Source organism: Rhodococcus sp. LB1, from assembly GCF_001583455.1.
In the GTDB taxonomy this organism is placed as follows: Bacteria; Actinomycetota; Actinomycetes; order Mycobacteriales; family Mycobacteriaceae; genus Rhodococcus_F; species Rhodococcus_F opacus.
Genome location: NZ_LTCZ01000390.1, coordinates 23,024 through 42,783, shown reverse-complemented (window position 1 = coordinate 42,783; position 19,760 = coordinate 23,024). Strand labels below are relative to the sequence as shown.

The 19,760-nt window shown below is 63.9% G+C and carries 14 protein-coding genes and 3 pseudogenes; 4 read left to right on the top strand and 13 right to left on the bottom strand.

Going from position 1 to position 19,760, the window contains the following annotated elements; translation table 11 throughout:
- Window positions 1-158 precede the first annotated feature (158 nt).
- The 10 genes and pseudogenes from AZG88_RS54615 to AZG88_RS37015 all read right to left on the bottom strand — a co-directional run.
- Window positions 159-542: pseudogene (locus tag AZG88_RS54615) on the bottom strand (TniQ family protein); the annotation flags it as partial.
- Complete coding sequence (locus AZG88_RS37050) at window positions 539-1,642, bottom strand: TniB family NTP-binding protein (RefSeq protein WP_061700546.1); 1,104 nt, start codon at window positions 1,640-1,642, stop codon at window positions 539-541. The gene AZG88_RS37050 and the pseudogene AZG88_RS54615, both read right to left, overlap by 4 nt.
- Window positions 1,639-2,094, bottom strand: a pseudogene (locus AZG88_RS54610) (transposase); the annotation flags it as partial. The pseudogene AZG88_RS54610 and the gene AZG88_RS37050, both read right to left, overlap by 4 nt.
- 52 nt (window positions 2,095-2,146) lie before the next feature.
- Window positions 2,147-2,446: pseudogene (locus tag AZG88_RS55840) on the bottom strand (MBL fold metallo-hydrolase); the annotation flags it as partial.
- Between the two features lie 172 nt (window positions 2,447-2,618).
- Window positions 2,619-2,924 (bottom strand): hypothetical protein, encoded by a 306-nt coding sequence (locus AZG88_RS37040; RefSeq protein ID WP_061040573.1) that lies wholly within the window; start codon window positions 2,922-2,924, stop codon window positions 2,619-2,621.
- A 130-nt stretch (window positions 2,925-3,054) separates the two neighbouring features.
- Entirely contained in the window at window positions 3,055-4,494 is a 1,440-nt protein-coding gene (locus AZG88_RS37035; protein ID WP_005250165.1) for an aldehyde dehydrogenase family protein, read from the bottom strand.
- Between the two features lie 32 nt (window positions 4,495-4,526).
- Window positions 4,527-5,753 (bottom strand): ABC transporter ATP-binding protein, encoded by a 1,227-nt coding sequence (locus AZG88_RS37030; RefSeq protein ID WP_082764345.1) that lies wholly within the window; start codon window positions 5,751-5,753, stop codon window positions 4,527-4,529.
- A 12-nt stretch (window positions 5,754-5,765) separates the two neighbouring features.
- Window positions 5,766-7,517: an ABC transporter permease gene (locus AZG88_RS37025; protein WP_061040571.1), complete on the bottom strand. Its 1,752-nt coding sequence runs from the start codon at window positions 7,515-7,517 to the stop codon at window positions 5,766-5,768.
- 72 nt (window positions 7,518-7,589) lie between these two features.
- Window positions 7,590-8,531 carry an ABC transporter substrate-binding protein gene (locus AZG88_RS37020; RefSeq protein WP_197488005.1) on the bottom strand — a complete coding sequence of 314 codons (942 nt, stop codon included), beginning with the start codon at window positions 8,529-8,531 and terminating at the stop codon, window positions 7,590-7,592.
- Between the two features lie 213 nt (window positions 8,532-8,744).
- A complete protein-coding gene (locus tag AZG88_RS37015) occupies window positions 8,745-9,773 on the bottom strand; it encodes a zinc-dependent alcohol dehydrogenase family protein (protein WP_061040570.1) in 1,029 nt (342 codons plus the stop codon).
- A gap of 609 nt (window positions 9,774-10,382) precedes the next feature.
- Between AZG88_RS37015 and AZG88_RS37010 the strand changes: the two genes are divergently transcribed.
- A complete protein-coding gene (locus AZG88_RS37010) occupies window positions 10,383-11,270 on the top strand; it encodes a FadR/GntR family transcriptional regulator (protein ID WP_156517716.1) in 888 nt (295 codons plus the stop codon).
- A 187-nt stretch (window positions 11,271-11,457) separates the two neighbouring features.
- Window positions 11,458-12,321 carry an SDR family oxidoreductase gene (locus tag AZG88_RS37005; RefSeq protein ID WP_061040569.1) on the top strand — a complete coding sequence of 288 codons (864 nt, stop codon included), beginning with the start codon at window positions 11,458-11,460 and terminating at the stop codon, window positions 12,319-12,321.
- A gap of 435 nt (window positions 12,322-12,756) precedes the next feature.
- Here AZG88_RS37005 and AZG88_RS37000 read toward each other — a convergent pair whose 3' ends face one another.
- The 3 genes from AZG88_RS37000 to AZG88_RS36990 all read right to left on the bottom strand — a co-directional run bounded on the left by AZG88_RS37000 (window position 12,757) and on the right by AZG88_RS36990 (window position 16,492).
- Window positions 12,757-13,581, bottom strand: a complete 825-nt coding sequence (locus AZG88_RS37000; protein ID WP_061040568.1) for an N-acyl homoserine lactonase family protein — start codon at window positions 13,579-13,581, stop codon at window positions 12,757-12,759.
- Window positions 13,578-14,915, bottom strand: a complete 1,338-nt coding sequence (locus tag AZG88_RS36995; protein WP_005250181.1) for an MFS transporter — start codon at window positions 14,913-14,915, stop codon at window positions 13,578-13,580. The genes AZG88_RS37000 and AZG88_RS36995 overlap by 4 nt, the downstream gene beginning before the upstream one ends.
- Before the next feature lie 92 nt (window positions 14,916-15,007).
- Complete coding sequence (locus AZG88_RS36990) at window positions 15,008-16,492, bottom strand: aldehyde dehydrogenase family protein (RefSeq protein ID WP_061040567.1); 1,485 nt, start codon at window positions 16,490-16,492, stop codon at window positions 15,008-15,010.
- A gap of 621 nt (window positions 16,493-17,113) precedes the next feature.
- Between AZG88_RS36990 and AZG88_RS36985 the strand changes: the two genes are divergently transcribed.
- The gene (locus AZG88_RS36985; RefSeq protein ID WP_005250184.1) at window positions 17,114-18,244 is read left to right on the top strand and encodes a zinc-binding dehydrogenase; all 1,131 of its coding nucleotides are present in this window, start codon (window positions 17,114-17,116) and stop codon (window positions 18,242-18,244) included.
- Between the two features lie 32 nt (window positions 18,245-18,276).
- Entirely contained in the window at window positions 18,277-19,695 is a 1,419-nt protein-coding gene (locus AZG88_RS36980; RefSeq protein WP_061040566.1) for an aldehyde dehydrogenase family protein, read from the top strand.
- The last annotated feature ends 65 nt before the right edge of the window (window positions 19,696-19,760 follow it).

Below are 19,760 nucleotides of genomic sequence, written 5' to 3'. Positions count from 1 at the left end.
TCCGCACTCCGATGGACGCAGCGGCCCGGACTCGGCACGACCTCCCGGAGGGGACGCCTGCACCGTTGGAAGCTTTCGCAGCGCGGGCAGGTGTCCGCCAGCAGGCAGTGATGCTCGGTGCAGCCGAACACACAGCCCAGCCGCCACTGCAGTTGCCACCGACCACCGGACTCGGCGAGGCAGTCCGGACAGTACCGGGATCGTTGCCCGCGACCCCAGGGCAGGCCCGCGGCCGCTCGTCCCTTCCGGCCGTTCAGCGACAGGGCGACCCCGTCGTAGCGGGCCAACGTCATCGCCTCGACAACGGCAACCGGCAGGTCCGCCGCCGCCGCGATGGCGTCCACGTCGCTCGGGCGCAGGTGCATCGGCCACAGGCTCGGGCGCCGAACCCTGTCAGCGGCAGTGCTGTCATCGGGGCGCAGGGCCTTATCCAGGTCGACGAACGCCGTCCCGGTGCGGTGCGCAATGGCCTCGAGCCAGGAATCGATCGCCTCACCGGGCAGCGGGGCGACCCGGATCGGCAGGGACCGCACCCCGGTCATCGACGGCGCTGTGTCGGCCGGGTGGTGATGCGGCGCGCCTCGAGGGCAGCTTGCAGTTCGCGCCGCGCGGTCTCGGCGTCCTCGTCGTTGCTGACGGTGTCGAGTACCTCGGCATCGAGGCGTTCGCGGCCGGTGGCGACCGCGCGGTGGCAGCCGCGGTTGACCAGTACCATCAGCGACCCGATGTGGCCGGTGCTGCGGGTGAACAGGTAGTCCGAGAGGTCGTCGGCGAGCATGCCCGGGTACTTGTCGGCCAGCACCAGCCCCTGTTCGACCGCCAACAGCATCGTCCGCCACTCCCGGCGGCCGGTGTCGGTATCGATGACGAACGGCCGCATCCCCACCAGCGTGGTGCGCCGCGCCGTCTGCGCCTCGGCGAACAGCCCACGTTCGGCCAGCTTCACCCCGACAAAGACCACGGTGACCGGGAACTCGTTGGCGATGTACTTGAAGTGGTTGCTGATCTCCACACCGCTGGTGGCATGCATCCGCAGGAAATGCAGATCATCGACCACCAAAAGCCTTGTCTCACAGGAGGTCACACAGTCCAATGTGCGGCGGGACAGGTCGGCGCTGGTGCCGCGGGTGATCCCGGGGTGGGCGTAGAACTCGAGCATCGCCCGGTTGAACTCCTTGAGGCCGGTGTTGCCGGTCAACCCGACCCGGCACACCGGCCACCGCTGGTGGCCGTTGCGGGTGTGGGGGCCCTTGATCCGGATCTCGCGGCGGTGGAACGCCTTGGCGAACGCCAGCACCGATGTCGTCTTGCCCAGGCCGGGGTAGGCGTCGATCGCGACCGCACCCTTGGCCTTGTCGCCGAACTGGAGGTTGCTGTCGACCACGGTCGAGAGTTGCTCGTGCAGCGCGGTCAGTTGTGGGGTCCGGATCGGCCCCAGGTTCGCGTGCCACAGCTGCCGGAAATGGTTGTAGACCTCGGCGTCGTCCGCGCTGAGCGCTCGCAACTGCCGGCGGGTCAGCACCTGCGGCGGGACCAGGGTGGGGGAGTCGGTGAAATCGCGCCACCCCTCCTTGCGGGAGAGCGCCACGTTGCCCAACGGCGCGTAGTCCTGCAGGCGTTGCCGGATCAGTGCGACGGTCACAGGTACTCCAGCGCATCGGCGTAGAAGTCGTCACTATCGGGCCGGTCTGCCTCGTCCTCGGCATCGTCGTCCCCGATGTCGATACTGCTCTGCGAGGTGTCGACCGCCATCGCGTCGTGACGCCTCACCGACGGCGGTGACTCGAGGTCGAGCGCTGCGTCCTCGCGTGCCATACGCAATGCCATGCGCCGCTCGGTCATGCTCGACCCGAGGCCGAGATTCCACCGCTCGAGCAGGTCGGCGACCGCAATCCGGTCGTCGGGGTAGGAGTACTTCGCCTTCGCCAACCTGCGGGCGAACGCCAACGCGTCCTCGCTCAGCGGCATCTGCATCGACCGGGCGTGCTCCCACTCGAGCGGGTACCACCGCCGGGAGGTCGGATCCCGCAAGTAGATTCGGGTGATGTCGTCCGGGTCGACATGTAGTGGCCACCACCGGCCCTTGCCCTTTCCGCTCCAGCCGTTCCTCACGACGGAGCGACTCGAGCAGCCTGACCTCATCGGACTTGACCGGCCAGGAGAAGGCCGGCACATCACGGTGGCGGCCGGTCCAATATTCGTACTCGGCCCGCGACATGTGAAAGGTGGCATTGGGAAACAGATGGGTGTTGCCGACGTGGTCGAAGTGCATGTGGCTCAGCACCACGTGGTCGACGGCCTTGGGATCGACGCCCATCCGCGAGAGTAACTCGCTCGGTGTCGTACTGATCCAGCGGTTGCGGGTCGGTCCGACATTCTCGTTGAAGCCACAGTCCACCACGACGGTCTGGCCCTGTGACCGGATGAGCCAGAAGAAGTAATCCATTCCGACCGGGGTGTCCGTCTCGCCGTAGAGGTCATGGCGATAGAACGCCTCTCTCGTCATGCAATTCGGACGCGTGGCGTACCGAAGCGCGTAGACCTCCGTAGACGTATCGCTCATCTCGATCCTTCCTTAGTCAGGATTATGCGACCGAACACGACCACGGGCGTACATGTCACTCGGTTCCGGACGAACGGACCGCCCCGAGCAATGCGTGATCCAGTCCTCCGTCGACAAGGATGTTCTGCCCGGTGACGTAGCTCGAACCGATCGCTCGCGACCCACTCGACGGCTTCTGCGATGTCTTGCGGCGTCCCGATACGATGCATCGGGACGGATTGTGCGCGAGCGTTCTTGGATTGGCATCGGTGTAGGTGGCTTCGGTCAACGGCGTCCGGATCAACCCCGGACCGATCGAGTTGCGTTCGAGCATGCCGCGAGCGAAGGCGTGGCAGCAGTGCAGATACCCGGTCACGTTCACGTCGAATGTCCGCTGTCAGCGACAGCCTTGACGCCGGTCTCCGCGACGGCCTTCTCGGCGGTCTCTCGCCCATGAGAATTCCCTCGCTGTGTCGGTGGGGCCCGGGGTGAGTTGCCCCCGGGCCACCCGATCAATTCAGGACGAGCAAACGCTCCTCGGTCATATCGCGGATCGCGTACTTCGGCCCCTCCCGGCCGATCCCGCTGTCCTTCACGCCCCCGTACGGCATCTGATCCGCCCGCCACCTCGAGGTGCCGTTCACGATGACACCGCCGGTGCGGATGCTCCTGAACGCGGTCATCGCCAGGTCGAGCGAATTGGTGAAGATCCCGCACTGCAGGCCGTACGGACTCTGGCTTATCTCGCTGAAAATGGACTCGACGTCGTCGTAGGCCTGAACTGTCATCGCGGGGCCGAAAATCTCGTCGGCCACGATGTCCATGGAGGAGTTCACGTCGGTCAGGACGGTGGCGTCCAACTGCGCTCCGCTGCGGTGGCCGCCGCACAGGAGGGTTGCTCCGTCGTTCACGGCACGATCGATCATCCCCATGACACGCTCCGCGGCGCCGTCATCGATCAGTGTGCCGACCTCGGTCGATGGCTCGAGCGGGTCGCCGAAGCGAATCGCCTCGACCTCCTTCCCGAGAAGATCGAGGAAGGCGTCGTGCGCCGGCCTCTTCACGTAGACGTTCTGGACGGACACACAGCTCTGGCCGGCGATCATCATCGCGTTGCGGGCGCAGGCGGCTGCTGCGACCTCGAGGTCCGCGTCGTCGCTGACGAAGGTCGGTCCCACCCCACCGAGTTCCAGTGCGACACGCTTCATTCCGACGCTGTTGCGAATGGCCTTGCCGACCGGTATCGAGCCTGTGAAGCTGACGAAGTCGACCCGCGGATCACTGACCAGACCTGGCGCGACACCGTCGCCGTACAGGGCGTTGACCGCCCCGTCCGGTATATCCGCCTCCATCACAGCCTCGATGAACGCGTGCACGGACAAGGGGGCCTTGGGGGACGGTTTCAACACGATGCTGTTACCGGCCGCCAGAGCGGGCCCGAGCTTGTGAGCAGTCAGGTGCACCGGCCCGTTGAAGGGCGTGATCGCAGCCACGACCCCCACGGGGAACCGCAGCACCATCCCCACTTTGCCGGCGCCGGCGGGTGAGGCGTCCATGGGGACGTGTTCCCCTTCGATCCGGACGGCTTCCTCTGCGGAAAGCCGGATGGTGTCCGCAGCCCGCAGCGGCTCGAGTACGGCATCCGAGATCGCCTTTCCGGATTCGCGCGCGAGGATCTCACCGATGTGCTGCGCACGCGCGCTCACGCTGTCAGCGATGCGGTGCAATAGCCTGGCCCGTTCATAACCCGGCATCCGCGCCATCACCGCACTGGCGCGCCGTGCGGCATCGAGGGCATCCCCGAGGTCCCGTTCGCTCGAGATCGCCATCGTGCCCACGACGTCTCCCCGATAGGGGTCGCGTATGTCGTGTACGGCGCTCTCCGAGCGCCATACGCCGCCGATCAAGGCCGTGGCGTCCACCGCTCGCCGCAGTTGGCTGGATGCTGTCATTTCGTCCTCCTCGCGTCTCGCCTCGTTTCCGATCACTGGGCGCCGACCTCCACGGTTGAGCGCGAGCCCATGTCCTGCGCAGGGAAGACCAGCGTCTCGTCGTGGTAGAGCAGCACCGACTTCACCGGAACCGTGACAGCGACCGCATCGTCGGGCCGCAGGTCCTGGTCGTGGGCATGCTGGGCGAACCACTGAGCGCCGCCCAGATCGACGATGTACTGGCGGCGGCCGCCCTCACCCAGCACGATCTGGGCGAGGGTGCCCTCCATCACGATGTTCTCGTCCTGCGAATGTCTCGCCATGCCGGAGCCTAGCCGGAAGATTTCGGTGTCCCGGCCACGAACGAACAGCTCGAGCTTCTCGTTCTTGTTGCGCCCGCGTGCCAGCTCGGAACTACCGTGGATCACCCCCATCCTGCTGTGCAGCACGCCGTCGCCCACCTCGACCGACGTCTGGTTGCGCACCCCCAGGAAGTGGGCGGCGTAGGGAGAGACCGGCCGGGCGTAGACCTGCTCGGGCGGGCCCATCTGCTCGATGCTGCCGGCGCGCATCAGAACGACCCGATCACCCATCTCGAGCGCTTCTTCTTGGTCGTGGGTGATGTGGAGGGCGGTGTAACCCAGCGCTCGGTGTAGCCTCATCAGCTCTGTGCGGAGTGAAACCCTCAGTAGGGCATCGAGGTTGCTCAACGGTTCGTCCAGCAGCAGGATCGCAGGCTCGTAGACCAGCGCTCGCGCGAGTGCGATGCGCTGCTGCTGACCACCGCTGAGCTCTGCCGGGAGTCGCTTCGCCAGCGCCTCGCACTCGAGAGCCTCCAGCACCTCCGAGACCCGCTTGTCCCAGGTGCTCTTCGGTAGCTTCCGCATGCGCAGCGGGTAGGCCACGTTCTTCTCCACCGTCATGTGCGGCCACAGCGCGTAGTTCTGGAAGACCATGCCGACTTGGCGCGCGTTGGGCTTCACGTTGATCCGCCGCTGGGCGTCGTAGACCGGCTGACCCTGCAGGCTGATCGAACCCTGGGTCGGCGTTTCGAGTCCGGCGACGCATCGCAGCAACGTGGACTTCCCGCAACCGCTCGGGCCGAGAATCACGACGTACTCACCCGACCGAATACTGAGATCGACATCCTTGACCGCGTGCACGGTCCTGCCCTTGGCGGTGAAGGTCTTGGTGATTCCGGACAGCGTGGCGCTGTCTGTCCTTGTTGCGGAATCCTCCTGCGTCAACGTGGTTGTTCTTGGCTCTGTCATGAGTTCCATGTCTTGCTCCCTTTACATGTTCTGTAGTGCGGATCGGCCGCCGACCCACACGGTGAGGGCGAGAAGAATTCCGGTGACGCCCGACATCACGAGGGCCATAACGGCAACCTGTGGGTAGACGCCGCCTTCCCAGAACTCGTAGATAGCCGTGCCCATGACGTGGTTGCCGGGAGAACGCAGCATGACCGAGACCGCGAAGTCATGGGACAGGAGCACGAGCATGACGGCCAGGCTTGCTGCCATTCCACGTTTCGTCAGGGGAAGCGCGACATCCAGGATGGTTCGTAATTGGCTTGCGCCGCAGACCTTCGCGGCCTCGAACAACGACGAATGCACTCCGACAAGACTTGCGTGCTGGGATCGCAAGGAGAACGGCAGGACGATGAAGATGTATCCGACGACGAAAAGTGCCAGTGTGCCGTAGAGGTTGAACGGCGGTCGAAGGAAGACGTAGAGCACGGCCAGACCCAGCATGGCGCGAGGAACGGCGAGCGGTCCGACGAAAACGAAGTCGAGAATGTACTGGATCGGGCGCGGCGCCTTCACGACTCCACTCATCACGAGGGCTCCGATGAATCCGAGGGGAAGCACGACCAGTGCCGCGATGATGGACACCGTGATGCTGTTCCACACGGCGCCGGTCACAATGGGGTTGGCCAGCGTGGTTTCCACATGCTTTGTCGTAAACGACATGTCGGTGAGGTCGCCGTTCCAGAAGGGAGAGAAGGCGACGAGCGTGATGGCGAGAAGCGGAACGATGCACGTGATGAATGTGTAGAAGACAACAGCCGCGAGTGCCCAGCGCGAGGTCTGCGTCGAGACGCTTCCACCGACTCCCTGTGTCACATAACGTCGCTGGTCGCCGATCACGGCTCGCTGAAGCAGGATCGATCCGATTCCGAGGACGAGCAGCGGCAGCCCCAATGCCGCGGTGGCGGCATAGTCGATCGGGAACTTCTCGCGGATATGAAAGATCTCCGTGGTGAGGACGTCGATGCCGTCGGCCGAGCCGAGCAGCAGCGGGGCAGTGAACTGCCCCAGACCGAGCAGGAATGCTACGACGAGTGCTGCCACGAGCGAGGGCCGCAGCAGCGGGAGCGTAATGGTCGTGAAGCTGCGAAATGCGGAGGCACCGGAGAGTTTGGCGGCGGCGACGAGACTGCCACTGATCTCGTGCAACCTGGCAAAGACGAAGGCGAAGACGATACCGGCCAGTTCGGTACCGGTGATGAGGATGATTGCAGGCATCGAGTAGACGTCGATCGGACCTTCGCCCATCCGTCCCAAGAACGGAAGGCTCCGCAGGAGGGTGTTTCCGTAACCCACTGTCGGGGCGAAGATGAAGATCCATCCGACGATGGTTGCCACCGGAGGGATGACCAGCCCGAGCTGCGGCAGGAATGCGGCGAACCCTCTCCACCGGATCGGAACGCGCATGACGAGAACTGCAAGGGCCACTGCGAGAACACCCGCGACGACCGTCGCTCCTGCGGCCAGCACAACGGTGTTGAAAAGGATGGTGGCGAGGTTGGGGACATCCGTCAGATTGCGGACGGCTGCGGCACCGTCGCCGAACGCCCGTGAATAGAACAGCACGATCGGCGCGAGGACGAAGAGAGCGAGGCCGAGGGCGAAGACGTACCAGGCGGCCTTACCGCCGTACCTGTCGAGCAGCGTCGGGAGTGAACCTCGGGTGAGATCTTCGTCGATGGCGGAGGTGGTGGCCGGTTTGGACGTGGTGGGTTTGGTGGTGGTGGTTGTCACGGGTTACCCCTTCGGGCGGGTCATCAGATTCTTGGCGGGGCGCGCCGCTGAGCCGGGTGTGCCCCGGTGAGCTCAGCCGAACTGCGGCGTCCATTCGGACTTGATGAATTCTTCGTGGTCCTGCTGGGTCCAGCCGCTGTCCTCGGGCGTCGGAATCTCGCCCCACGGGATCGAGCCCGTCGTGGCTACGGGGGTCGACGCCGGTGCGTGATGTGCAACGAATTGTGCGGCGCCCGCTTCGCTCATCAGCCAGTTGACGAACAACTGCGCGGCATTGGGGTGAGGCGCATTGGACAGCGCGGCAGCGTGATACGGCACGCCGGAGGTCGCCTCGTCGGGGACGACGTAGTCGACCGGCGCCCCCTCCTGTTTCAGACCGACCACCGTCGACGGAGCCAACCCGATGCCGTAGTCGATCTCGCCGGCGGCAAGGCCCTGCGCGAGCGGCACATTGCTGCTGTAGACGGTGGGGTCGAGGTCGGAGATACGCTTCATGAAGTCGTCGCCGTACGCGTCTTGCCAGAGAGAGTACAGAAATGATTGGGCGGTAGAGATTTCGGCATCGATTACGCCGATCTTTGCGTTGGCGGCAACGTTGAGGAACTCGCTCATGTTCTTCACCGGACGGGCCGACTTGGTGTTGTAGCCGACGACGTACGCGTTGGAGAAAACGAAGGGATAGCTCTTGCCGTCGAGGTGGTCCTCCCAACCCGCAGCCGCCTGATCGGGCCCGACTTTCAGGGCCGCGAACCGGCCCTCTTCGTCGCTCGCGTCGAACCAGCCCGTTTGGGAGTGCAGGGTGACGTCCGCCCCCGGCGCGTTGACGGCGCCCTCCTGGTCGAGGCGGGTGATCAGGTCACTGGTGGGCGCCCGTTCGACGGTGATCGAGATGCCGGGGTACGCCTCCTCGAATTTCTCGAAGCTGGTCTCCACGCCGCTCAGGGACGAGTACACCACCAGCTCTCCCTCACTCTTGGCAGCGTCGACGAGCGCGTTCCACTCCGCGTCGTCCACTGTCACCGGCGGACCCGATTCGGCGACTTCACCTGCTCCGGCGCCCCCGCATGCTGTGAGCGCAAGCGACAGCGCCACGGTGGCCGCAGTCAGGATTGAACGGTGCCTGTTGCGCTTGCTCCGCAACAGGCTCTTGGTCGATGCCATGCCTAGTCCTCCAAAGGAAATTTTCGGTTGTTCCGCGCCGGCTGGGCGCTTGTTCACGATCGGCACTCAGAAGACGAACGCAGCCTTGCCGGCGCTCTGCTTGTCGAATTCCTCGTAGGCATGGACTGCCTCGTCCAGCGACCAGTGATGGCTGAACAAGTCGTCCACGGGCAGGTTGCGGCGCGCGACGAAGTCAGCACAGGCCATCTGCTGCACGCTCGACATCGACCACGACGTCATCGCGGTGACCTGTCGGGAAAGGAACGTACGGACGTCGAAGGCAATCGTGCCCCCCAGTCCCACGGCGCACAGCCGTCCCCAGTTCGCCAGTGCGTCCAGCGCGGCAGTAGCAGCGACCGTCGCACCCGAGGTCTCCACGGCTGCAGCGGCACCGGCACCCGCGGTGAGCTCGCGAATCGCCTCGACGGGATCGACCGAGTCCGGGTTCACCGTGTCCGCTGCACCGAATTTCGAAGCCTGTTCCAACCGAGAGGCAGAAGGGTCGACGGCGATGACCCTGGCGCCGCGTGCAGTCGCCAGCATGGTGGTCGACAGGCCGACCGGACCTTGGCCGAAGACTACGAGGTCCAGCCCGCCCACCTCACCCAGGCGCTCGAGAGCGCCCCAGCCGGTGCCGGTGCCGCATCCGATGGCGGCGCCGGCGCAGAACGACAGCTCATCGGGCAGCGGAAGCACGCACGCCGCGGGGACCGCCATGTACTGCGCATGTGCACCGTGGGCGTTCTTGCCGTAGACCTTGGCGGGCGCTGAGGTACACATCTGGGTCCAGCCCGAGCGGCAGTTCATGCATGTCCCACACCCGGAGTAGTGGTGCACCATGACCCGCTGCCCTACGGACAGTCGGGCGCCATTGACTCCCGGTCCGAGCGACTCCACGACACCGGCCGGCTCATGCCCACCGATACACCGGCTCTCGGCAGGAGTTCCGTCGTTTTCCGCTCGGTAGTAGTGCAGGTCGCTGCCGCACATCCCTGATGCCATGACGCGCACGACCACCTCGCCGGGCCGTGGGGACGGATCTGGAAACTCCGCGAGGGAAACCAGTCGGTCTCCTTCGAAAACCAAGCCTTGCATCGCGTAACTCCTTAGTTGTGGGCGCCGCGCTGCGCGCGCCGACGGTCGATGCGTGCAGCCGATCCGGGGGATCTGCGCAGCCCTCGACCGGTGCCATCCGCCGAAACCCTCGGTGGGTGTTCCGTTGATCGGGAGGAGTCACACCCCTCCCGCAGGGGTCTGTGTCCTGCGTCACTACGAACATGCACATATTGCACCTGTTTTCCGGCTTTGTAAACCCCCGTGGCGACCGGGCCCGCTGGAGGTGCTGCGCGTGCAGCAACGAGGACGCGGTCCTCATCGTTGTTCGAAATACTGATTCCTGTAATGGAATACGAGAATCTCGGACCCAGTCACGCCCCTTTGTGAAGCCCCCGGCGTTGCCGCGTCAACCGCTTCGCGGGTTTCTTGACCGCCCTGCGCAAAGCCCGCTACCATGACAATGTTCGACACGTTCGTCTGGATCCTTCGGGGTCGAGGCGCGAATGTGTGCGACGCATTCCGCAAGAGCGGAGTCGGCAAGGGGTGATCCTTGGCGAGTCACTCGACGTCCATGGACGAGGAAGGCAGGGACGCCCGGTGCGGGTGTACCTGTTCCTCCCGGCGGGCAGGTGTGTCGGGCCCGATCGAGTGTGGCTGCCGCAGGGCAGATCGACAGGAATTGAAGGGAGCGCCGCAATGCCTCAGGACATACCCACCGCGCCAGAAGGTCAGAGCCGCCCCGCCGCGACCGAGCCTGTGAACTACCGCAACAACGACCTCGGTGCGATGGCTTTGCCCTCCGCCCAACGCTTGCCGCGCAGGCCGCAGAAGTCTTCGTTTCTGCTAGCGGAGACGATCCTGTCCGACATCATCGGGGAACGCCTGGTGCCGGGTGACCCGTTGCCTCCCGAGCGGGAGATGGTCGAGAAGTACGGAATGGGTCGGACGACAGTACGCGAGGCGCTCCGTCTGCTCGAGTACCAAGGGGCCATTCAGATTCGGCAGGGCCTCAACGGTGGCCCCTACGTTCAGGCTCCTGATTCCGGCCATTTTGCCAAGACGATTTCGTTCATGATGCGGATGGAGAGGACTCCGTTCGAGGCGATCGTCGAGGTCCGCTCGGCGATCGAGCCGATGATCTGCCAACTGGCCGCGGAGCGGATCAACTCGGAAGCACTTCAGGAACTCGAACGGACGATCATCGAAATGCGCCGGATCGTCGATGATCGCGAACAAGTGAACGCTTTCAACGACCTGAACACCCGCTTCCACAGCGTGATCGCGTGGTCGTCGGGAAACCCCTTGTTCCACCATCTCGCCGATTCGTTGCACGGGATCATGGATGGCGCCGTGGTCGGAGTGAGCTACTCCGCTCGCCGCTACATGGGGGTGATCGCAGATCACCAACTCATCTACGACGCACTGAGCGAACGCGATCCGCAAGCAGCGTACGAGAAGATGGCGCTGCACTTGGCGGAGTGGGAAGAGTACTCGCGTCGAAACTTTGCCGATGCGTTGAAGCTTCCCATCCCGTAGGTTCTCCAATCCGGATCGCCACGGCCAACGCATTTCACAGCGTGATCGCGTGGTCGTCCGGGACCTCATCTTTATCACTTCGCCTCGTCCCGCCAGCATGTACTGGACGGTGCTGTCAGGGGAAGCGACTTACTACGCACGAAGCTGCAAGGGAGTGATCCCTGCCTGAGAAGGAGGTTGCTTTTCCATGGTCGGAAATTCGAAAATGCGCACTCCGTTCGTACCAGGATTGCTTGCGGGATCGGCCGCGATCGTCACGGGCGGAGGTAGTGGAATCGGACGGCAAATCGCTTTGGGGCTCGCGGAATGCGGAGCGCGGGTTGTGGTGAGCGGGCGCCGCCGGGATGTGCTCGACGATGTGTGTGACCAAATTCAGGGCATCGGCGGTGAGGCGATCGCGGCCACCTGTGATGTGCGCGATCCCGAGAGCGTGGCCGCACTCGTCGCTTCTGCAGAGGACGCAGTAGGTCCCATTGATCTGCTGGTCAACAACGCGGGCGCAACGTTCACCTGCCCCTCGGAGGAATTGACCCCCAACGGGTTCCGCGCGGTGGTGGAGACCGACGCTTTCGGGACCTTCTACACCTGCCAGGAGTTCGGTCGCCGCGTCATCGCGAGAGGGACGGGAGGCGCGATCCTGAACATCACCAGTACCTCCCCGTTCACCGGAAATCCAGGACGAATTCACGGCGGGGTGGGGAAAGCCGGCGTCGAAAGCCTCACGAAGAGTCTCGCCGTGGAGTGGGGGCCGCACGACATCCGGGTCAACGCCTTGGCGCCGGGCTATACGCCGACTGCCGGGGTGGACCGGGCAACGGGAGTTTCCGATAATGCGGTGAACGACGACCTCCATCGACTCGCCGACTCGGTCCCACTCGGACGTGTCGGAGCGGTCGACGAAATCTCATGGCCGGCGGTCTTCCTGTTGTCGCCGGCGGCATCCTTCATCAACGGTGCAGTTCTCGTCGTCGACGGAGGCAAATGGTTGTCCTCGGGTCGCCGCATCGGCGGGGCTCAGTCCAGCACCGGGACAATGCCGTCCCCGAACTAGCATCGCCCACCCGCGGGGGTGGTACCGCGAGTCTCGTTGCCTGCGGGTCAATACCATGATCAAGGGTAGAGCATCCACTCGCAGCAGGTCTGTAATGCAGCTTCGGTGTCGCAGCCGCGGCCCGTTGCCGGGTTTCGCGGGCAACGACTTTCGCTGCTGGGCACTCGGGTGCCGGGACGCGGTTGTCCTGTGCTCAGCACGACGGTCGTCGATCATTCGTTCCCTTGACTGCGCGCAGGACCGCGGCGAGACACGCCCATGCCACTACTGTCGACCTGACTGGGGTGCTTGCTATGTCCGATTCTCCCGCATTCACCCGGATCGCAGCGGTCGAATCTGAAGCGCGAAAGACGGTTCGGTTCGTGGGCAGGGGTGGCGCGTTCTTGCGCATCGAATCCGTGACGGTTCGGTCGGCTGGTGGTGCGATCTCTACGTTCAGGGCCGCTTGTCTGCGGCGGTCTTGTTCGGTGCGGTCAGATCCACGCAGTCGTCGTCGATCGTCTTGAACCGTCGCATGACGTCGGGGTCGTGGCCTGCAACGACCACCGTGTCGGGTTGCTCTGCAAGTTCGTTCAGACGCTCATACCCCTCGTACATACCCTCGAGGTCGCAGTAGATCCAGAATGGGCGGTCGCGATCCTTCTCCTCGTAGAAGTGAAGGGCATCGGATGCGAGTACGATATTCAGGTCTCCGCTCTTCACCTCCGTGATCATCTGGCCCGGAGTGTGGCCGCGGATCGGTGTGACCGTGATTCCTGGGAGGATGGTCTCCGGCCCGTCCACGAAATGCACCCGGCCGGACTGGTGAAGTTCGACGACGGTCTTGATCTCCTCGGCTTCGGCGAAGAGCGCGAACATTTTTCGCTCCGCGTAGCGACCGGTCCAGAAGTCGAATTCGTCCCGGGCAACGCTGAAGGTCGCGTTCGGGAAGAGGCCGACATTACCGACGTGATCGAAGTGCATGTGGGAGATGACGACGTGATCGATGTCGGCTGGTGTGACACCGAAACGCGCCAGCAACGCCGCCGGATCACTGCTCTGGAAATACCCGCGAGGGCGAGCGCGTTCGCCGTCGAATCCGCAATCGACCAGGACGGTGCGCTCGGCATTGCGCACCAGCCAGAAGTAGAAGTCGGCGACGATCTCTTCGTCCGGCTCACCGTAGGCCTTGTAGTTCAGGTACTTCGAAGCTTTGGTCGTCTTCGCCGAGCCATAGCGCAATGCGTAGACCTCGTACGATTCGTCTCGAACCGACATCATTCCGCCTCTCCGGTCAGGCTGGCCTTGTTGGTTTCTCGAACGAGAAGAACCGCAAAGATTCCGACGATGCTGGCCACGAGAGCAACCGTGGGTACCCATTGTGCACCTGCCGCAGGTCCGCCGGCGGCCACGAGTGTGGCTGCAACAAGCGGAACCATCCCTGCCAGCGCGCCACCGATCTGGTAACCGAGGGAAACACCCGTGTATCTCGTACGAGTGTGGAACAGCTCCGCAAGGAACGAACTCAGCGGGCCGTAGACAGCGGAGTGTCCGACTTCGCACAGGATGAGCAGTCCGAGGATGGTGGCGAAGCTGCCGTTTTCGAGCTGTCCGAACAGCAGGTAGACCCATGGAACCGTGAAAGCGAACCCGGCGATCGTGACAGTCTTGCGGCCGACGAGATCCGACAGATATCCGAAGAAGGGGGTCAAGCCCAGTGCGAGAACACCGACAAGCGTTTGGGCGCCGAGTATTGTCGCGATGTCACCCTCGACGGCTCGTGTGTACGCCGTCGCATACGTAATGTAGATCTGGTACGCGATATTCGCTCCGGCCGACAGCGCGATCGCAACAAAAGCCTGACGCTTGTAGTTGCGGAGCAGATAGAGGAAAGGCGTGCGGACGTGCTCCTCACCCGCGTCCTGGGACTCTCTGAACGCGGACGACTCGACGATCCCGAGCCGAATCCACATACCGATCAGCACCAGAACCGCCGAGGCAAGGAACGGAATTCGCCATATATACTCGTCCATGCCGTCGGGCAGGCTGCTGATCGCCGTGAAGGTCAGTGTTGCGAGAACTCCGCCGCAGAAGACGCCGGCACTTCCGATGCCGCCCCAGAACCCTCGCCGTTCCTGTCGGCAGGATTCGACGATCATGAGGATTCCGCCGCCCCACTCGGCGCCCGCCGCGAATCCCTGCACGAGGCGAAGCAGCACCAGGATTACTGGGGCGGCAACGCCGATCCTGGCTTCACCCGGCAGTGCACCGACGGCAAAGGTGCTCAGGCCCATCAGCGTCATACTGACCACGAGGACGGACTTTCGCCCGTACCTGTCTCCGAAGTGGCCGCCGATGATGCCACCGATGGGACGCGCCAGGAATCCACTGGCGAATGTGCCGAAGGAGGCGATCGTGCCCACCAGCGGCGAACTGCTTGCGAAGAAGATCGATGGGAAATACAGTGCTGCGGCAATGCCGTAGATGTAGAAGTCGTACCATTCGACGGTGTTGCCGAGGTAGCTCGACAGCACGATTCGCCGTCGCTGCTTCGCCGGTGTCTCGTACGAGGCTGAACCGCTTGTCACCACCTCGGTGACGGACTCGTTCGCCATGGCTTTCTCGCTTTCGTTGCAGATCGATTCACGACGGGCGACGGCGATCCCGGATAATCACGGTCGACGTCGTTACTACGGGAACGGTTAGGTCAATCGGTCACTGGCCACTGGACCGTGACGGGTTCCAGGAATTCGCGGATTCCGGCTTCGCCCCGCTCGCGGCCGATGCCGCTTTCCTTCCAACCACCGTTGGGTGCGTCGGATCGGACGGGCGCGCCACCATTGAACGTGACCAGTCCGACTTCGAGGCGGTGAACGAGTGCCATCGCCTCGTCATGGGGACCAAAGATGCTGGCGTGGAGGCCGAACTTGGACTTGTTGGCGATGGCGACAGCCTCGTCGACATTGTCGTAGACCAACACGGTGGCAACGGGCCCGAAGATTTCTTCCTGATTGATCTCCGCGTCGTTGTTCAGACCACCGATCAGCGTCGGCCGCACCCACCACCCGCGGTCGGTGTCCGGCAGAGTCCCTTGCGCCAGGATCTCACCGCCGGCGGCCAAAGCGGCGTTGACGAACGATTGCACGCGATCGCGGTGCGGTTCGCTGATCACGGGCCCGACGATCGTGTCGGGATCGAAGGGGTCCCCCACCCCGACGTTGTCGTAGTACTCCCGGCTGGCCGCGAGGAACTCGTCCAGGTGGCTGCGGTGAACTAGTATCCGCGTCGGCGAGCCGCAGCCCTGCCCGGCGTTTCTCAAGTACCGCGAATGTACCGATCCGACGACTGCCTTCGGGTCGGATGACGGAAGGAGAATCGCAGCCGACTTCCCTCCGAGTTCGAGAACGACGCCACGCAAGCCCTCGGCGGCGCGTTTCATTACCGCCGTTCCAGCCGGAACGGATCCGGTGAAGGTCACCTTCGCGACATCCGGGCAGTCGATCAACGCCTGAGCGACCTCGACACCGCCAGCCAGAACGCTGACCGCATCCTTGGGGAAGCCGGCTTCGTCTACCCAGTTCCCGAAGTTCAGAAGAGTCAGAGGCGAGTGCGGCGACGACAGCAGGACGCTGGGACACCCCGCGGCGAAAGCTGCCCCGACCTTCATGGCCGCGAACATGAGGGGGTAGTTGTAGGCGGCGATTCCGGCGACCACTCCGATCGGCCGGTACACAACCATCGCCTCGTTCACCGGCGGGCCCGGCTCACGACCGAGGTACTCGGTGCGATCCGCCAATGTGGCCTGCGCCAGCCATCGAAGGTACCGGACCGGTGTTCCGACGTGCATTCCGCGGGCGGTCGAGATCGGTGTACCGGTCTCGGCGATAACGGTATTCAGGATTTCGTCCGTGTGCTCTTCGATGACGTCCGCAAGCCTCTGCAGGCAGGCAGAGCGTTCCGCCGGAGTTCCCAGCGTGTCCTGCTCCACGGTGCTACGTGCGGCAACGACTGCCCGCCGAACCTGATCGGTGTCCGCGGCGCGAATCTCGGCAAGGACTTCTCCGGTCGCCGGGTTGGTTACTGGGATCAGCTCACCCCGACCGGTCTCGAACTGGTCACCGATCCTGAGGTCGAACTGCTGGTTTGCGCCGATCAGCTGCTGGGCGAGGTGGGCATTCATCGTGGCGATCACGAACCTTCCGATTTTGCGATTTTCTGGAGCCGCGTCGGTTGAGGTGTTGAGTGCAGGAAATCCTGCGCTGAGCCTTCCAGTCGCAACATCCGTGAGGTCATGTCCTGCCCGGTCGATCCGACCAGAAGGTCTCGACCCGCAGGACATTGTGGTGTGCATCACTAATAACATGCACATAGTGCACCTGTTATTCACATTTGTAAACTTTGCAGGTCGTCTCATCGAGATTGCGCGACTTCCACGCGTATGCCGCGTCCGAGTTCGCTCGAAAGGGCCTGAGTGAAGGGGTCGTCGAGCAATCGGACGCTCTTCGGCCGGGGTGCGTGATATTCGGTGGCGACGTGCATATCGATCGCCCTGAGCTTCGCACTCGACCCCCGGCGGTGGTGTGTACCCGGCGGGTTCGTGACAGTCGCCGAGTTCGATGTCGGGCGTGGACGTCGCCGTCGTATCGCTCAGCCGATTGGGGCCTACTCACTTGCTTCTCAGCGATGCATACTATACACATGTTTTACGAACGCGAGATCCGGGTCACAGCCCCGGATCATTCCAGGTGCAGGTCACGACGCCTTTGAGGTCGAGCGACGTGGCCCACTTCGAGAAATCTGAGGAGTCGATCCGATGCGCATGAAGGCAGCCGTCATGTTCGAGCAGGGGCTCGAGCAACCATTCGCGGCGAGCAAGCCGTTCCACATCGAGAACGTCGACCTCGACGGGCCGTATCAAGGGGAAGTACTCGTGGAGGTCCGTGCAGCGGGCGTCTGTCATTCCGACCTTTCGGTCGCGGAGGGGCAGCGCAAGCGGACTCTCCCGGTTGTCGGCGGTCACGAGGGCGCCGGCATAGTCCGCGAGGTCGGCCCGGGTGTCGTCGGCCTCGAGCCGGGCGACCATGTCGTCATGTCCGCCGCCGGAGGATGCGGGCAGTGCCGCTACTGCATGGCGGGACGCCCCGGGATCTGCGACCGGATCGGTGTCAGCAGATCCCAGGGCCTGCTTCCCAACGGCGAACGTCGGCTGAGCCTGAATGGCGAGGCGTTGTTCCACTACAGTGGCGTCTCGTGTTTCGCCCAGTACGCGGTGACGACACCTGGCAGCCTGATCAGGATCGACAAAGACATTCCGCTCGATGTCGCCGCCATTTTCGGCTGCGCGGTGGTCACCGGCGCCGGCGCCGTGATGAATGCCGCCCGCGTCCGTCCCGGTGACGCCGTTGCAATCGTGGGGCTCGGCGGAGTCGGTCTCACCTCGGTGATGGCGGCGCAGGCGTCCGGAGCCTCCACGATCATCGGAATCGATCTGCTCGACAGCAAATTTCCCATCGCAAAGGAGGTGGGGTGCACGCACACCTTCGGCGGTGCGGACCCCGACCTCGTTGCGAAGATCCGCGATCTCACAGATGGCGGCGTCGATTTCGCATTCGAACTGACCGCCAATCAGCGCGCTATGAACAGCGCGTTCGACTACACCCGAAAGGCCGGCGAGATCGTGTGCGTCGGAGTGAGTCGCGCTGACTCTCGCTTGGAATTCCCCAACACTCGGCTGGTATCCGAGGACAAGGTGATCCGCGGCGCCATGCTCGGTTCGGGAGTCGCTGAACGCGATATACCCAAGTACCTCAATCTCTTTCGAGAGGGAAACCTTCCGGTGGACAAACTTCACTCGGGTTCCATCGCCTTCGAAGACCTGAACGAGTCGCTGGATCACCTCCATGACGCGACGGTGATCCGCCAGATGCTCGATCCGCACGCCTGACCACATCCGAGACCACTGGAGGAGTCGATCCAATGAACATCAAGAAGGAAATCTACATCGATGGGGAATGGTCCGCGCCGGAAGCCGACGCCGAGCCCATCGTCGTACAGAACCCGGCGACCGAGGAGTCCATCGCACAGGTACCGACGTGTGGTGCCGAAGACGTCGACCGGGCAGTCAATGCCGCGAGTGCGGCGTTCGAAGGATGGTCGACCACCTCGGTCGCGCAGCGGCGCAAGTACTTCTCCCGCCTTCACGAGATCGCCAAGCGTCGCGAGGAGGAAATCCTTCACTCCATCGTGAGTGAGATCGGGCATCCGATCGAGCGCGCCCGCATCAACCAGACCGGGGCGGGAATCGCCGACCTCGGCATGCTGGCCGAGTACCTCGACGACATCATCTGGGAGGAGAAGCTCGGCGAAACGCGGATCCGGCGTGTGCCTGCGGGCGTCGTCGCCGCCATCACGCCGTGGAACGCGCCCCTGCGCGCCATCGCGATCAAGGCCGGGGCTGCCATGGCCGCGGGCTGCACGGTGGTCCTCAAGGGTAGTGAGATCGCACCGATGGTCTCGTTCATCTTCGCCGAAATGGTTGAGGAGGCCGGTTTTCCGCGCGGCGTGTTCAACCTCGTCTCCGGTTCCGGCTCCGAGGTCGGCGAGCCGATGGCCACGCATGATCTCGTGGAGATGGTGTCCCTGACCGGCTCGGTGGGTGCAGGACGCCGGGTGATGGAGCTCGCCTCGCGATCGGTCAAGCGGGTCGCGCTAGAGCTCGGCGGAAAGTCGGCAAACATCATCCTTCCTGATGCGGATCTCGCACACGCCGTCGACGTAGGTATCGAGGACGCGTTCCGTTCGTCCGGTCAGGTCTGTGGCGCCCTGTCCCGGATGTTGGTCCCGGCCTCGCGCATCGATGAGGTGAAAGAGCTTGTGGCGCAGAAGGTCAACTCCTTTGTCGTCGGCGATCCCTTCGACTCCGCGTCGCAGCTCGGCCCGGTCGCTTCAGAATCGCAGCGGGCTCGCGTCGAGGGCTACATCCAGAAGGGGATCGACGAGGGGATGACTCTCCTCGCCGGTGGGACGGGGCGTCCTGACGGCTTCGAGCGCGGTGCCTATGTCCGCCCCACCGCGTTTCTCGGTACCAACGAGCACACGCCGGCCCAGGAAGAGATCTTCGGTCCCGTTCTCACGGTCATCCCATTCGACGACGACGCGGACGCCGTCCGTATCGCCAACGACTCCCAGTACGGCCTGGCCGGAGCGGTCTGGTCGGGTGACCAGGGGCGCGCCATCGCGGTGGCCGAGAGGATCCGTACCGGCCGCGTGAGGATCAACGGTGCGCCAGTGGACAAGCGGGCTCCCCATGGTGGTTTCAAGCTCTCCGGTATCGGTCGTGAGCAGGGACGAATCGGCATCGAGGAGTTCCTCGAGTACCAGACGTTGTCGATCTGAGACGGACGGCCTGCGGAGACGTAATCCGCCCAGAGGATCTTGACGCCCAATAAATATGTGCATAT

Excerpts from the sequence above, each read along its gene's own strand:
- AZG88_RS37035 (WP_005250165.1), bottom strand. The coding sequence starts at position 4,494 with ATGACAGCATCCAGCCAACTGCGGCGAGCGGTGGACGCCACGGCCTTG.
- AZG88_RS37030 (WP_082764345.1), bottom strand. The coding sequence starts at position 5,753 with ATGGAACTCATGACAGAGCCAAGAACAACCACGTTGACGCAGGAGGAT.
- AZG88_RS37015 (WP_061040570.1), bottom strand. The coding sequence starts at position 9,773 with ATGCAAGGCTTGGTTTTCGAAGGAGACCGACTGGTTTCCCTCGCGGAG.
- AZG88_RS37005 (WP_061040569.1), top strand. The coding sequence starts at position 11,458 with ATGGTCGGAAATTCGAAAATGCGCACTCCGTTCGTACCAGGATTGCTT.
- AZG88_RS37000 (WP_061040568.1), bottom strand. The coding sequence starts at position 13,581 with ATGATGTCGGTTCGAGACGAATCGTACGAGGTCTACGCATTGCGCTAT.
- AZG88_RS36995 (WP_005250181.1), bottom strand. The coding sequence starts at position 14,915 with ATGGCGAACGAGTCCGTCACCGAGGTGGTGACAAGCGGTTCAGCCTCG.
- AZG88_RS36985 (WP_005250184.1), top strand. The coding sequence starts at position 17,114 with ATGCGCATGAAGGCAGCCGTCATGTTCGAGCAGGGGCTCGAGCAACCA.
- AZG88_RS36980 (WP_061040566.1), top strand. The coding sequence starts at position 18,277 with ATGAACATCAAGAAGGAAATCTACATCGATGGGGAATGGTCCGCGCCG.